Source organism: Erwinia sp. 2186 (assembly GCF_057812255.1).
Genome location: NZ_CM173824.1, coordinates 3,441,234 through 3,455,926, shown reverse-complemented (window position 1 = coordinate 3,455,926; position 14,693 = coordinate 3,441,234). Strand labels below are relative to the sequence as shown.

11 protein-coding genes are annotated in these 14,693 nt (G+C 53.1%); 6 read left to right on the top strand and 5 right to left on the bottom strand.

The window, feature by feature from the left end; genetic code table 11:
* The first annotated feature begins 172 nt into the window (after nucleotides 1-172).
* From nagE to ACXKZG_RS16020, 4 genes are all read left to right on the top strand, one after another.
* Nucleotides 173-2,125, top strand: coding sequence for a PTS N-acetyl glucosamine transporter subunit IIABC (gene nagE / locus ACXKZG_RS16035; protein WP_041691945.1), 1,953 nt, complete (start codon nucleotides 173-175; stop codon nucleotides 2,123-2,125).
* A 154-nt stretch (nucleotides 2,126-2,279) separates the two neighbouring features.
* Nucleotides 2,280-3,947 (top strand): glutamine--tRNA ligase, encoded by a 1,668-nt coding sequence (glnS, locus tag ACXKZG_RS16030; RefSeq protein ID WP_053146104.1) that lies wholly within the window; start codon nucleotides 2,280-2,282, stop codon nucleotides 3,945-3,947.
* Between the two features lie 413 nt (nucleotides 3,948-4,360).
* On the top strand, nucleotides 4,361-5,764 hold the full coding sequence (chiP, locus tag ACXKZG_RS16025; RefSeq protein ID WP_488875140.1) for a chitoporin ChiP: 1,404 nt from the start codon (nucleotides 4,361-4,363) through the stop codon (nucleotides 5,762-5,764).
* A gap of 57 nt (nucleotides 5,765-5,821) precedes the next feature.
* Entirely contained in the window at nucleotides 5,822-8,476 is a 2,655-nt protein-coding gene (locus ACXKZG_RS16020; protein ID WP_488875139.1) for a beta-N-acetylhexosaminidase, read from the top strand.
* A gap of 60 nt (nucleotides 8,477-8,536) precedes the next feature.
* Here ACXKZG_RS16020 and fur read toward each other — a convergent pair whose 3' ends face one another.
* The 4 genes from fur to ybfF form a co-directional block, all read right to left on the bottom strand.
* Nucleotides 8,537-8,980: a ferric iron uptake transcriptional regulator gene (fur, locus tag ACXKZG_RS16015; protein ID WP_013201300.1), complete on the bottom strand. Its 444-nt coding sequence runs from the start codon at nucleotides 8,978-8,980 to the stop codon at nucleotides 8,537-8,539.
* A gap of 361 nt (nucleotides 8,981-9,341) precedes the next feature.
* Nucleotides 9,342-9,872 carry a flavodoxin FldA gene (gene fldA, locus ACXKZG_RS16010; protein WP_013201301.1) on the bottom strand — a complete coding sequence of 177 codons (531 nt, stop codon included), beginning with the start codon at nucleotides 9,870-9,872 and terminating at the stop codon, nucleotides 9,342-9,344.
* 150 nt (nucleotides 9,873-10,022) lie between these two features.
* On the bottom strand, nucleotides 10,023-10,304 hold the full coding sequence (gene ybfE, locus ACXKZG_RS16005; RefSeq protein ID WP_013201302.1) for a LexA regulated protein: 282 nt from the start codon (nucleotides 10,302-10,304) through the stop codon (nucleotides 10,023-10,025).
* A gap of 147 nt (nucleotides 10,305-10,451) precedes the next feature.
* The gene (gene ybfF / locus ACXKZG_RS16000) at nucleotides 10,452-11,216 is read right to left on the bottom strand and encodes an esterase (protein WP_346565887.1); all 765 of its coding nucleotides are present in this window, start codon (nucleotides 11,214-11,216) and stop codon (nucleotides 10,452-10,454) included.
* 250 nt (nucleotides 11,217-11,466) lie between these two features.
* Here ybfF and seqA point away from each other — a divergent pair, with 250 nt between their 5' ends.
* Together seqA and pgm are read left to right on the top strand one after the other, a co-directional pair.
* Nucleotides 11,467-12,021 carry a replication initiation negative regulator SeqA gene (gene seqA / locus ACXKZG_RS15995; protein ID WP_013201304.1) on the top strand — a complete coding sequence of 185 codons (555 nt, stop codon included), beginning with the start codon at nucleotides 11,467-11,469 and terminating at the stop codon, nucleotides 12,019-12,021.
* A gap of 30 nt (nucleotides 12,022-12,051) precedes the next feature.
* Entirely contained in the window at nucleotides 12,052-13,692 is a 1,641-nt protein-coding gene (gene pgm, locus ACXKZG_RS15990) for a phosphoglucomutase (alpha-D-glucose-1,6-bisphosphate-dependent) (RefSeq protein ID WP_053146095.1), read from the top strand.
* Between the two features lie 68 nt (nucleotides 13,693-13,760).
* On the opposite strand, the gene kdpE is transcribed toward pgm, so the two are convergent.
* A complete protein-coding gene (gene kdpE, locus ACXKZG_RS15985) occupies nucleotides 13,761-14,444 on the bottom strand; it encodes a two-component system response regulator KdpE (protein WP_105759483.1) in 684 nt (227 codons plus the stop codon).
* Nucleotides 14,445-14,693 lie beyond the last annotated feature (249 nt).

Here is a 14,693-nt window from a genome sequence, read left to right as displayed (position 1 = left end):
TTTTTGTCTGTGATTAGGTGATAAAAGTCACAAACAGAGCGAATTAATTTGCGAAGCGAATTAATTTCTTTTTACACTCCGTACCGTGGTTAAACTGTCTTACAGAAACCAACTAGCCGTGATAAAAACAGAAAACGGCTATTTGCGCTTAGCGGATCTCAAAGGGGGAAATGTGAATATACTCGGGTTCTTTCAAAGGTTAGGGCGGTCGTTACAGCTGCCAATCGCTGTATTGCCGGTCGCAGCGTTGATGCTACGCTTCGGTCAGCCAGATTTACTCAATATGCCGTTCATCGCTCAAGGTGGCGGCGCGATATTTGACAACCTCGCACTGATCTTCGCCATCGGTGTTGCGTCAACCTGGTCGAAAGACAATGCCGGTGCTGCGGCTCTGGCGGGTGCGGTAGGTTACTTTATCCTGACCAAATCAATGGTCACCATCAACCCAGCGATCAATATGGGCGTGTTGGCCGGTATCATTACCGGGCTGGTTGCCGGTGCAACCTACAACCGTTGGTCCGATATCAAACTGCCTGACTTCCTGAGTTTCTTCGGTGGCCGACGCTTTGTCCCGATCGCGACCGGCTTCTTCTGTCTGATTCTGGCCGCAGTGTTTGGCTACATCTGGCCACCGGTTCAGGCCGCAATCCACGCCGGTGGTGAATGGATTGTGTCTGAAGGGGCGTTTGGTGCTGGCGTATTCGGCTTCGTTAACCGTCTGCTGATCCCAACCGGCCTGCATCAGGTGCTGAATACCATCGCCTGGTTCCAGATTGGTGAGTTCCATAATGCAGCAGGCGCGGTATTCCACGGTGATATCAACCGCTTCTACGCCGGTGATGGCACCGCTGGCATGTTTATGTCTGGCTTCTTCCCAATCATGATGTTTGGTCTGCCTGGCGCCGCGTTAGCGATGTACCTGGCTGCACCGAAAGAGCGTCGTCCAATGGTGGGTGGCATGCTGCTGTCGGTGGCGATTACCGCCTTCCTGACCGGTGTGACCGAGCCGCTGGAATTCCTGTTCATGTTCCTGGCGCCGATGCTGTATCTGATCCATGCGCTGTTAACCGGTATCAGCCTGTATATTGCGACCGCACTGGGTATCCATGCCGGCTTCTCCTTCTCAGCGGGTGCGATTGACTACGCGTTAATGTACAACCTGCCGGCGGCCAGCAAAAACGTCTGGATGCTGTTGGTGATGGGCGTGGTGGCATTTGGTATCTACTTTGTGCTGTTCACCGCGGTGATCCGCATGTTCAACCTGAAAACCCCGGGTCGTGAAGATGCCAGCGCGGACGTGGTCGACAGTGAAGCCAACAGCAATACCGAAGAAGGGCTGAACCAGCTTTCCCAGCAGTATATTGCCGCGATTGGCGGTTCCGATAACCTGCAAATCATTGATGCCTGTATTACCCGTCTGCGTCTGTCGGTGAAAGATGCTGGCCTGGTCAACGATGCCGCCTGTAAGCGCCTGGGGGCTTCCGGTATTGTTAAGCTGAACAAACAAACCGTTCAGGTTATTGTTGGTGCGAAAGCTGAATCCATCGCGGAAGTGATGAAGAAACTGATTGCTAAAGGCCCGATTGCGGCCTGGTCTTCCACCACTGCACCTGCACCTCAGGCGGTGAAAGTGGCGCCTCAGGCAGTACCTAACGCCCCTAAAGGCATCATTGCTACGCTGGTTGCGCCGGTAAGCGGTGAGGTTGTGGCGTTGGAACAGGTTCCGGATGAAGCCTTCGCCAGCAAAGCGGTCGGTGATGGCCTGGCGATCAGGCCAACCAGCAGCACGGTGTTGTCTCCTGCTGCCGGTACCGTGGTGAAAATCTTCAACACCAACCATGCCTTCTGTCTGGAAACAGAGAACGGCGCTGAGATTGTGGTGCATATGGGGCTGGATACCGTGGGACTGGAAGGCAAAGGCTTTACCCGTCTGGTGGAAGAAGGTGCTCAGGTGACTGCAGGTCAGCCGGTACTCGAGATGGATCTGGCCTTCCTTAATGCCAATGCCCGCTCGATGATCAGCCCGGTGGTGGTCAGCAATATCGATGACTACAGCGGCATCACGCTGGTAGCCGGTCAAACCGTCGTGGCAGGTGAAAGTCGCCTGTTCGACATTAACGGCTAAACGCTGATTGCGTTACAATGAACGGGCGGGAAGCAATTCCCGCCCTTTTTTTATCGTTATCCCGCAACAAACGGTTGTTTCCCTTCCCGGCTTTGTGGATCATACTCCGTTATTTCACGCACTTCTTATGCTAAGCATTACTGAGGAAATTAAGATGAGTGAGGCTGAAGCCCGCCCAACTAACTTTATTCGTCAGATCATCGACGAAGATCTGGCGACCGGTAAGCATGCCAGCGTGCATACCCGCTTCCCGCCGGAACCGAATGGTTATCTGCACATTGGCCATGCCAAGTCTATCTGTCTTAACTTTGGTATTGCGCAAGATTATCAAGGCCAGTGCAACCTGCGTTTTGATGACACCAACCCGGTCAAAGAAGACCTGGAGTTTGTTGAGTCGATCAAACAAGACGTGCAGTGGTTGGGCTTCGAGTGGACGGGCAACGTTCGCTACTCCTCTGACTATTTCGACCAACTGCATAACTACGCTGTTGAGTTGATCAACAAAGGCCTGGCCTATGTTGACGAACTGAGCCCGGAACAAATTCGTGAATATCGCGGAACCCTGACTGCGCCTGGCAAAAATAGCCCGTACCGCGATCGCACGGTTGAAGAGAACCTGGCGCTGTTTGCAAAAATGCGCAACGGTGAGTTTGCCGAAGGGACTGCCTGCCTGCGTGCAAAAATCGATATGGCTTCCAGCTTTATCGTGATGCGCGATCCGGTGCTGTACCGCATTAAGTTTGCCGAGCATCATCAGACCGGTAACAAGTGGTGCATCTATCCCATGTATGACTTCACCCACTGCATTTCCGATGCGCTGGAAGGGATCACACATTCACTCTGCACGCTGGAGTTCCAGGATAACCGCCGCCTGTATGACTGGGTGCTGGATAACATCACTATCCCGATGCATCCACGCCAGTACGAGTTCTCTCGCCTGAATCTGGAATACGCCATTATGTCCAAGCGTAATCTGAATCGTCTGGTGACTGACAAGATTGTAGAAGGCTGGGATGACCCGCGCATGCTGACCGTTTCCGGTCTGCGCCGCCGTGGATATACCGCCGGTTCAATCCGCGAGTTCTGCCGCCGTATCGGCGTGACCAAACAGGACAACATCGTGGAAATGGCTTCGCTGGAATCCTGTATCCGCGACGATCTCAACGAGAACGCGCCGCGTGCGATGGCGGTGCTGGATCCGGTTAAGCTGGTGATTGAAAACCTGCCGGCGAATCACGAAGAGATCATCACCATGCCTAATCATCCGAATAAGCCGGAGATGGGTACGCGTGACGTTCCGTTCAGCCGCGAGATCTATATCGATCGTGCTGACTTCCGTGAAGAAGCGAACAAACAGTATAAGCGTCTGGTGCTGGGCAAAGAAGTTCGCCTGCGCAACGCCTACGTGATCAAAGCTGAACGCATCGCGAAGGATGAAGAGGGCAATATTACCTGCCTGTTCTGTACCTGCGATACCGAGACCTTAAGCAAAGATCCGGCTGATGGCCGTAAAGTGAAAGGCGTGATCCATTGGGTATCTGCAGAACATGCACTGCCTGCGGAATTCCGTCTGTATGACCGTCTGTTCAGCGTGCCAAATCCGGGCGCGGCAGAAGACTTTATGACCACGATCAACCCAGAGTCTTTGCTGATCCGTCAGGGATTTGTCGAACCTGGATTGCAGAAGGCAGAAGCCAACAGCCCGTATCAGTTCGAACGTGAAGGCTACTTCTGTGCTGACAGCCGTTATTCCAGTGCCAACAATCTGGTGTTCAACCGCACCGTTGGCCTGCGCGATACCTGGGCAAAAGCGGGCGAGTAACGCTCTCTGATTGCCAGACTGAAACGCAGCCTTCGGGCTGCGTTTTTTTTTATGAACGACACCGGGCGCCATTCAATATCTAAGAATTTTATTAAACAAGACCGCCAGCCAGTCCTTAATACGCTAAGGAGATGTTGTCTTTCTGTAATTAGAATATATCCGCGAGATGATATTTAAGATTAATATTAATTGAGTAAGCGCGAATTAAATTAGCGGGCTATTTATATTCTTTCATTAATAACGGCCGTTTTGTGCCGCCGCTCATACTTTCTTCTTTCACTTTTAAATAGTTATTGATAATTCGCGTCGCGAAAAATATCATCGACTTTGAGTTTCGTCGGTTAGAGGATGCTTATAACCAATTGATATCATGGCTCAGAATGGGCCTTACTCTTATGGAAGAGGGGTTATCTATGTCTGTTTTTACCTCATCACGTCATGTGATTGCGGGCGCAGTCGCCTGCTGTACGCTGTTATCGGTTCCGCTTTTTATTCCTGATGCTACTGCCGCCGGATTTATTGATGATGCCTCATTAACGGGCGGCGTTTATTACTGGCAACGCCACCGGGAAAGAAAGGATCTGAATCCTGACAGCGATAAGTTTGGCCAGTATCAGCAAAATCTCCACCATTCTACTTTTAACAGTAATCTGGATTTTTCATCGGGTTATGTTGCCGATATTATTGGACTGGATTTAGCGGTATTTGGCGCGCTGGAAATGTCAGATAAAGGCCCGGCAGCGCCAAATGAAATTGGCTTCAGCGATGCCAATACGCGCTGGGATGAAAAATGGAGCGGGGATAAAAATGGCGCCAGCCTTTATAAGGCGGCATTAAAACTAAAGCTTAACGATTACTGGCTGCGGGCCGGTTATTTGCAGCCGCAGGGACAGACGCTGCTGGCGCCAAACTGGAGTTTTTTACCGGGCACCTATCGCGGAGCCGAGCTTGGCAGCCAGGTTGATTTTGCTGATGCAGGGGCGCTATCACTTTCCTATATGTGGAGCGATGAGTATAAGGCACCCTGGTATCGCAACACCTATCACTTCCGCAAGGCTGATGGCAAAACGGGCATCCCGTATCTGCATTCGATAGGGGCAAAATACGACTTCAAAAATGACCTGCTGTTGGAAGGCGCTTTCGGTCAGGCGGCCGGTTATATGGACCAGTACTTCACCAAACTCTCTTACACCTTTGCGCTGGCTGAAAATCCGCTTACCACCAGCTGGCAATTCTATGGTGCCCGGGACAAAGAGCGCGGTGGCGCAGCCAACAGTAATGATGTCTATGACGGCCTGGCCTGGCTGCAGGCGCTGACCTTCGGTTATCGCGCGGGGCCTTTCGATCTGCGTCTTGAAGGCACCTGGGTCAAGGCCGAGGGAAATCAGGGCTTCTTCCTGCAACGCATGACGCCGGGTTATGCCACCTCAAACGGTCGGCTGGATGTCTGGTGGGATTCCCGTTCCGACTTTAACGCCAACGGCGAGAAAGCCCTGTTTGCCGGCGTGTTGTATGAGCTGAAAGGCTGGGGCCTGCCGGGCCTATCGGTCGGCACCTCCTATGCTTACGGCTGGGATGCCAAACCCAACAGCAAACCGATCTATAACCAAAATACCCGTCTGAAAGAATCTGCCTGGAATCTGGACCTGCTTTACAAAGTGCAGGAGGGCAGGGCGAAAGACACCTTATTCAAGCTGCACTTCACCCGATTCAATAACCATTCCACCCTTCCCAGCTGGGGCGGCGGCTACGGCAATATCTTCCAGGATGAGAAGGATCTGAAGTTTATCGTCACTGCACCCTTCACAATTTTATGACGTGTGTCTTGCAACGAAATGAAGAAAAACGACTTACCTACGGACAAGGAATAAAGGATGAAAAAGTTCAGAGCCAGTCTGATATCGGTTGCGCTGATATCTGCGTTAGCCAGTGGTGGAGCAGCCGCCAACCAGCAGTTAGTCGATCAAATCAGCCAGTTTGGCGTGAAGTACAAAGTGACGGACAATCTTGCCGCCCAGCATGGCGTGGATTGCGCCGGACTGGGCGCTGACTGGGCCTCCTGTAACCGCGCAACCATTAGCTTCACCAATCCGGGCCCCGCCATCGACAGCAAAGACTGGGCAATTTATATGTCTAACGTGCATGAAACGCTGAAGGTCGAAAGCGATCAGTTTCGCATGGTGCATATTGTCGGGGATTTAACCCGCCTGGAGCCGACAGACAAATTCAAAGGCATTGCGGCGGGCGAAACCATCGAGATCCCGATCGTGAATGAATACTGGCAGCTGTTTATTACCGATGTGATGCCGCGTTGGTATGCGACCTCTGGCGATGCCACGCCGAAAATCCTCGTCAGCACGGATACCGAGATACTGACCGATTTTGTGGAGCCTTTTGGCGCTCAGTGGAAGCGCATCGCAGATGATAAGAACCTGTTGATGGATGCCCAGGGCCGCTTTACTAAAAACAGCGATGTCGCCCCGATGGCCGCGTCCACTTTACGTGGGCAAATCCTTCCCACCCCGTTGAAGGTTTCGGTGTTCTCTGATGACGCGGATCTCTCTGCTGGGGTGACGCTGGAACTGGCAAGCCTGTCGGCAGAGAAAGCCGAAGCCATACAGCAGCGTTTTGCGTTGATGGGAATCAAAGCGCAGCCCAATGGATACCCGATTACCACTCGGGTGAGCCAAAAAGCGTTCGATAAAAAGCTGGCCGTTCCGGGGGGATACACGCTGAATATTGGCAAGGACAAGGCTGAAGTGGTGGGTTATGACCAGAGCGGCGTGTTCTACGGTTTACAGTCGATCCTGTCGCTGATCCCGGCCGATGGCAGCCTGAACGTGGCGACGTTAAAGGCCAGCGATGCGCCGCGTTTCCAATACCGTGCGGTGTTCCTTGATGTGGCGCGCAACTTCCACAGCAAAGAGGTGGTACTGCGCTTGCTGGACCAGATGGCGGCGTGGAAACTCAACGTTTTCCATTTCCATCTGACCGACGATGAAGGCTGGCGTATTGAAATTCCAGGCCTGCCGGAGTTAACGGAGATTGGCAGCAAGCGTTGTCACGATCTCGAAGAGAAGCGCTGTTTGCTGCCACAGTTAGGATCGGGACCAAACAGTGATAACAGTGGCAGCGGTCATTTCAGCCGTCAGCAGTATATCGATATTGTGAAGTATGCTGATGCGCGCGGTATTCAGGTCATCCCGGAAATCGATATGCCGGCCCACGCCCGGGCAGCGGTAATCTCGATGGAAGCGCGTTACGATCGCTTGTTCAATGCCGGTAAGGAAAAAGAAGCCAATGAATTCCGCCTGCTCGATCCCAGCGACAATTCCAACACCACCTCCGTGCAGCTTTACGATCGCACCAGCTATCTCAATCCGTGCCTGAGCTCCTCGTTACGCTTTACCGACAAGGTGATAGGTGAAATCCAGGCGATGCATAAAGCTGCCGGACAGCCGCTGAAGACCTGGCATTTCGGCGGAGATGAAGCCAAAAACATTCGCTTAGGATCCGGCTATTCGGATAAGAACACACCCGTTGAAGGCACCGGTTTACTGGACTTAAGCCAGCAAGATAAGCCGTGGGCAAAATCCCAGGTCTGCCAGACGATGATTGAAGAAGGAAAGATCGAAGACCTGGATCATCTGCCGAGCGACTTTGCCCTTAACGTCAGCAAGCAGGTTAAGGCACACGGTATCGGCAAAATGCAGGCCTGGCAGGATGGTATTAAAGACGCTAAAAATGCCAAAGCCTTTGCAACGGACAGGGTTGCGGTCAACTTCTGGGACACACTGTTTTGGGGCGGTTTTGATTCTGCCAATGACTGGGCAGGCAAAGGTTATGAAGTGATCGTCTCCAATCCGGATTACCTGTATCTCGATTTTCCTGCCGAGGTGAATCCGCTGGAGCGGGGATACTACTGGGGAACGCGCTTTACCGATGAACGGAAAATTTTCCACTTCGCGCCGGATAACTTGCCACAAAACGCCGAGACTTCCGTCGATCGCGACGGCAAACCTTTCACGGCTAAATCTGACAAGCCCTGGCCTGGCGCTCACGGCATCTCCGCTCAACTGTGGAGTGAAACCACCCGTACCGACGCGCAGGTGGAGTACAAGCTTTTCCCGCGCATTTTGTCCGTGGCGGAACGCGCCTGGCACCGCGCAGCCTGGGAGCAGGATTATAAAGCCGGCAAAGAGTATACCGGCGGCAAAACCCGCCTGGTAGACCAGCAGGCTCAGCTGAAGGACTGGCAGCGGTTTGCCAACCTTCTGGGGCAACGTGAATTGGCAAAACTGGATAAAGCCGGCATTGCCTATCGCTTGCCGGTGCCCGGTGGGGTGGTGCAGGACGGTAAGCTGGTGGTCAATACCGAGCTACCTGGCTTAACCGTTGAGTACAGCCTGGACGAGGGGACAACCTGGCAGCATTGGCAGGCGGATCAACCGCCGGCGGTGGCCGGTAAGGTATTGCTGCGTACGCGCAGTCCTGATGGTCTGCGCGTCAGCCGGACGGAAGCGCTGTAACGGGGCGACAGGCAAAAAAAAACCGGTGAAGGATCACCGGTTTTTTGCTGTTAGTGTAGATTACTTGTCGTGCAGCGTCTCATCTTCACGGCAGTCACCGGTTGAGCAGTGACCGTAAAGGTACAGGCTGTGGTTACTGAGTTTGATGCCGTGGCGCGTGGCGATATCACGCTGGCGAGCTTCGATGTTTTCATCACGGAACTCGATCACCTTGCCACAATCCAGGCAAATCAGATGATCGTGGTGATGCTGCTGAGTCAGTTCGAAAACGGATTTACCACCTTCGAAATTATGACGGGTAACGATCCCGGCATCATCAAATTGGTTAAGAACGCGGTAAACCGTCGCCAGACCAATCTCTTCGCCCATGTCAATCAGACGCTTGTACAAGTCTTCCGCACTGACGTGATGGCCCTCAGGTTCCTGAAGTACTTCCAGAATTTTAAGTCGTGGAAGCGTGACTTTCAGGCCGGCCTTCTTTAATGCGGTGTTATTGTCAGTCATGCGGATATTGTCCTGTTACTTTGCTAGTCACTTTGTGGCTGAAAAGCCCTGAACATCGGTCGTCGCGAAAAGCCAAACGTCTCATTATAGAACTGATATTTCGAAATGAACACCACTGGCGATGCATCTCAATCAAGGGAGGTAAGGAGAAGAGTCGTTACGTCCGTGAGAGCAAGCGGTTGGGCTGACATTTCGCTCTGCCTCATCATAGTCGCTATTAGAGCGAAAGGCGCTGAGAAAGCGGGTGACCGATGGCGATATTTTACAGATTTGCAGATGAAAGTTACAAAAATGTGTCTATTACTTCTATAGGAAAAACCACTGGCCTGATGTGAGATACCTCCCAATCAGGCCGGTCTGATTACGCTTCCAGGATTTCTTTCAGCTGGAGCTCGTCATAAATCTGTTTGACCCACTGCTCGGTGCGCTCACTGGTGAGTTCTGGCTGACGATCTTCGTCAATAGCCAGACCGAGGAAGTGCTTATCATCCGCCAGCCCTTTCGAGGCTTCAAAATGGTAGCCTTCAGTTGGCCAGTGACCGACGATCACCGCGCCTTTAGGCTCGATAATGTCGCGGATGGTGCCCATCGCGTCACAGAAGTACTCAGCGTAATCTTCCTGATCGCCACAGCCGAACAGCGCAACGAGCTTGCCGTTGAAATCAATTTCTTCCAACGTCGGGAAGAAATCATCCCAGTCGCACTGCGCTTCGCCGTAGTACCAGGTTGGGATACCGAGCAGCAGAATATCAAAGGCTTCAAGGTCTTCTTTGCTGCTTTTAGCGATATCATGAACTTCAGCCACCTCTTTACCGAGCTGCTTCTGGATCACTTTTGCAATGTTTTCTGTATTGCCCGTATCGCTGCCAAAGAAAATGCCTACGATTGCCATGACTTACTAACCTCTTGAAACGTATTGATAGGGTAAAGGCTGCTTATTACAGATACCGGCAATGATAGCAGACAGCTACAGGGGGATAAATGAGTAATCCGCCTGCTTTTGTCGCTTTGTGCTTCACCGGGGGGTGCTGAAAGCGCCTGTTCAGCGGTCCTGATCGGCCAACTGCGCCATGACCATTTCTTCAATCAGCTCGCTGCGGCTCATATTACGCTGCTCGGCAAGCTGGTTCAGAGCATCAACCGCGTCACTGTTCATTTTCAGTTCAACGCGCTTCAGCCCGCGCACTTTATCGCGCTTAAGCTGGTTGCGTTTGTTGATACGCAGCTGCTCATCACGCGTCAGCGGATTGGTTTTTGGTCGTCCCGGGCGACGGTCATCTGCGAACAGATCGATCGTGGTGCGGTCCGTGTTTTCTTTTGCCATAGAATCGTGATACTGAAAGGCTGGAGTTCTGATGGTTCAGGCCTGATGTCGGCTGAAATTCGTGCAGCGACAAATTTTTAGCGCGCCATCATACCCCAGCGAAAGTCATGACGACAATGATTTAGCCATCTCAGGATATAATTGTTTTTACAGCGCAAAAAAACGGCGTATTGCGCGCAAAACAGCATCAGGTTTCTCGGCATGGACCCAGTGACCGGCACCGTTGACCACATGCGCACGGGCTTTGGGGAACTGCGCCAGCAGGGCGTCACGATATTCATCGGCCAGGTAGGGCGAACGTTCGCCGCGAATAAACAGCGCGGGATGCTCCCAGGCCGGAACCGGCTGCCAGCCAATAATCCGATCGTAGCACTGCCACAGCACCGGCACGTTAAACCGCCATTCCCCTTGCTGGAAGGATTTCAGCAGAAACTGAATCACGCCTTCTTCTTCTATCGTTTCACGCATCAGCGCTGCGGCATCGCTGCGTTGCGTAATGCCCGCTGCGGTGACCGCCTTCAGCGCCGCAAAAATCGTATCGTGATGGCGAGTCGGATAAGCGACCGGTGCCATATCGATAACCACCAGCTGCTCGATGCGTTCTGGCGCCAGCGCGGTTAACGCCATCGCCACTTTTCCGCCCATCGAATGTCCGATGACCGCGACCCGGTCAATCCCTTCGTCATCCAGCGTTTCCAGTACATCGCGGGCCATCGCCTGATAATCCATCTGGTCATCGCGAGGCGATAAACCGTGGTTTCTCAGGTCGATCTGCACCAGCTGGCGATCGTCCTTTAACCCTCGCGCCAACACGGACAAATTATCAAGGCTGCCAAAAAGGCCGTGGATTAACACCACGGGAACCTCAGGGCGGGCGGATTGTTCAGATAGCAAGCGGGTATTCAATTTCATAACAAAGTTCTTACTGTTGAAACGAGGGGTTAGGGTATCATAGATTCACTTTTTCCTGCCGTGACGGCCAGAAAGCGCCCGCCAATCTTTTTGCGGCATATTCTGACTTTTACTGGTATCAGGGGCTGGCGCTACACCCCGGCAGGATTTAACTTTATAATCCTCGTGTTAGAGCTGGAACGATCCTGTGCGGCTTGTTCAGGCAGCGTACAGACCGGCTCTTATCAGCAATAAATTGTACTGGATCAAGATGAAAACTATTGAAGTCGACGAAGAGCTCTACCGTTATATCGCCAGTCACACTCAGCATATTGGTGAAAGCGCCTCTGACATTTTGCGTCGTATGCTTAAATTTACGGCCGGGCAAAAAGCGCCTGCTACCGCAGCGGTAACGGCATCTACTGCCGTGAGCGTCGCGAAAGACGCGGCGCCAGTGAAGGTGGAATCCCGCCCTCAGGACCGCGTTCGCGCGGTGCGTGAGCTGCTGCTGTCTGACGAATATGCTGAGCAGAAGAAAGCGGTTAACCGTTTTATGCTCATCTTGTCGACTTTATATAATCAGGATCCCAAAGCTTTTGCCGCCGCGACCGAGTCACTGCTTGGCCGCACGCGCGTTTACTTTGCAGGCAATCAGCAGACCCTGGTACAGAATGGCACCCATACCAAGCCGCAACATATTCCCGGCACGCCGTATTGGGTGATCACCAACACCAACACAGGTCGCAAACGCAGCATGGTGGAACACATCATGCAGTCAATGCAGTTCCCTGCGGAACTCGCTGACAAGGTTTGCGGCACCCTCTAACTGATAAAGAAGCGTCAGGGAGAATCGCCAATGGCCAATCACCCCCGTGCAGGGCAACCCGCCCAGCAGAGTGATTTGATTAACGTTGCACAATTAACGTCACAGTATTATGTCCTGCAGCCCGATCTGAGCAACCCGGAACATGCGGTTAAATTCGGGACTTCTGGCCATCGCGGCAGTGCAGGGCGTCAGAGCTTTAACGAGACGCACATTCTGGCTATTGCTCAGGCGATTGCAGAAGAACGCAAAAAGAACGGCATTACCGGTCCTTGCTTCGTCGGCAAAGATACCCATGCGCTCTCCGAACCTGCGATCATTTCCGTACTGGAAGTGCTGGCCGCGAACGGTGTCGATGTGATTGTGCAGCTGGACAATGGCTATACGCCAACGCCTGCGATCTCCAATGCTATTCTGGAGCACAACAAAGCCGGTGGCCCTCAGGCCGATGGCATTGTGATCACGCCTTCGCACAACCCACCGGAAGATGGCGGCATTAAATACAACCCGCCAAACGGTGGCCCGGCTGACACTAACGTCACCAAAGTGGTTGAAGACCGTGCCAATGCTCTGATTAAAGATGGCCTGAAAGGCGTTAAGCGCATCGCGCTGGACAAAGCCTGGGAAAGCGGCCATTTGCAGGAAAAAGACCTGATCCAGCCTTACATTGAAGGCCTGGCGCAGATCGTTAACATTCCTGCCATTCAGAAAGCGGGCCTGAAAATTGGTGTCGATCCGTTAGGCGGTTCAGGGATTGCTTACTGGCAGCGTATTGCCGAGTTCTACAACCTTGATCTGACCATCGTGAACGATTCGGTCGATCAGACCTTCCGCTTTATGCACCTCGACAAAGATGGCGTGATCCGTATGGATTGCTCGTCTGAGAGCGCGATGGCGGGTCTGCTGGCGCTGCGTGATAAATTCGATCTGGCCTTTGCCAACGATCCGGATTATGACCGCCACGGTATCGTCACGCCTGCTGGCCTGATGAACCCGAACCACTACCTGGCCGTTGCAATCAACTACCTGTTCCAGAACCGTCCGCAGTGGGGCAAAGATGTCGCCGTCGGCAAAACGCTGGTTTCCAGCGCGATGATCGACCGCGTGGTTAACGACATTGGTCGCAAGCTGGTGGAAGTGCCGGTTGGCTTTAAATGGTTTGTTGACGGCCTGTACGATGGCAGCTTTGGTTTCGGCGGCGAAGAGAGTGCGGGTGCTTCCTTCCTGCGCTTTGACGGCACGCCGTGGTCTACCGACAAAGACGGCATCATCATGTGCCTGCTGGCGGCAGAAATCACTGCGGTAACCGGCAAGAATCCACAGCAGCATTATGACGAACTGGCCGCGCGCTTCGGCGCCCCGAGCTACAACCGTCTGCAGGCTTCTGCGACTTCTGCGCAAAAAGCGGCGCTGTCTAAACTGTCACCAGAAATGGTCAGTGCCGATACGCTGGCGGGCGATCCGATCACTGCACGCCTGACGGCAGCGCCGGGTAACGGTGCTTCTATCGGTGGTCTGAAAGTGATGACCGAGAACGGCTGGTTTGCTGCGCGTCCTTCGGGCACTGAAGATGCATACAAAATCTACTGCGAGAGCTTCCTCGGTGCTGAGCACCGTGAGCAGATCGAGAAAGAAGCGGTTGAGATTGTTAGCGAAGTGCTGAAAAACGCCTAATCGCGAAGCTTCAGAAAAACCAAAAGGCGCTGATATAGCGCCTTTTTTATTGCCTACGCCGCAGCCATTCACGGCATAAAGCGGTAGCCGACACCGGTTTCGGTGATCAAATGGCGAGGTTGCGCCGGATCGTTTTCCAGCTTCTGCCGCAGATGTCCCATATAGATGCGCAGATAATGGCTGTGCTCGACGGCATTGGGTCCCCAAACCTGGTTAAGCAGTTGACGTTGCGTCATGACTTTTCCGGCGTGATTCAACAGGCTGACCAGCAGACGAAACTCAATGGGCGTCAGATGCAGATCCGCACCGCCTTTGGTGACGCGTCGCCCGGCAATATCCACGCAGACGTCGCTAAAGGTGATTTCACTGGCTTGCGTCCCGTTGCCGGATTTATCCCGGTGCCGAAGCGCAACACGCACTCTTGCCAGTAACTCCCCAATACCAAAAGGCTTGGTGAGAAAGTCATCGGCGCCGGCATCCAGCGCCGCAATCTTATCCTGTTCGTCACTGCGTGCAGAGAGCACGATGACCGGCACCGCACTCCACTGGCGCACTTCGCGGATAAACTGATTGCCATCGCCGTCAGGCAAACCCAGATCGAGGATCACTAAATCGGGTTTACGGGTTGCCGCTTCAATCAGCCCGCGTTGCAGGGTGTCGGCGTCGTACACCCGCAGGGATTCACCCTCCAGCGCAATACGCAGAAAACGGCGGATCTCTTTTTCATCTTCAACGATCAGAACGGTTGTCACCGGGTTTCCTTCCTGTTATCGGGCAGCGGCGCCGCATTAGGGCGGCCCAATTTATCAAATATCCTTCCGCTTTGCTGCAAACCTTATCGGCCGTGCAACAGGCGACCGAAGACGGTAAGGGATAATCCGGCAGTGGATGTCATTCGATTGTTAATTAATAACGGTAAAGTTAACATTTATGTAACTTGATTACGGTTCGGTGAAAATATCAGCGGTTTTTTTCGCTTTTAGTGGTCGGATGAGTAGTAA

What these genes read in the sequence shown, in the direction of transcription:
- glnS (WP_053146104.1), top strand. Translation starts at nt 2,280, where the DNA reads ATGAGTGAGGCTGAAGCCCGCCCAACTAACTTTATTCGTCAGATCATC.
- chiP (WP_488875140.1), top strand. Translation starts at nt 4,361, where the DNA reads ATGTCTGTTTTTACCTCATCACGTCATGTGATTGCGGGCGCAGTCGCC.
- ACXKZG_RS16020 (WP_488875139.1), top strand. Translation starts at nt 5,822, where the DNA reads ATGAAAAAGTTCAGAGCCAGTCTGATATCGGTTGCGCTGATATCTGCG.
- fur (WP_013201300.1), bottom strand. Translation starts at nt 8,980, where the DNA reads ATGACTGACAATAACACCGCATTAAAGAAGGCCGGCCTGAAAGTCACG.
- fldA (WP_013201301.1), bottom strand. Translation starts at nt 9,872, where the DNA reads ATGGCAATCGTAGGCATTTTCTTTGGCAGCGATACGGGCAATACAGAA.
- ybfE (WP_013201302.1), bottom strand. Translation starts at nt 10,304, where the DNA reads ATGGCAAAAGAAAACACGGACCGCACCACGATCGATCTGTTCGCAGAT.
- ybfF (WP_346565887.1), bottom strand. Translation starts at nt 11,216, where the DNA reads ATGAAATTGAATACCCGCTTGCTATCTGAACAATCCGCCCGCCCTGAG.
- seqA (WP_013201304.1), top strand. Translation starts at nt 11,467, where the DNA reads ATGAAAACTATTGAAGTCGACGAAGAGCTCTACCGTTATATCGCCAGT.
- pgm (WP_053146095.1), top strand. Translation starts at nt 12,052, where the DNA reads ATGGCCAATCACCCCCGTGCAGGGCAACCCGCCCAGCAGAGTGATTTG.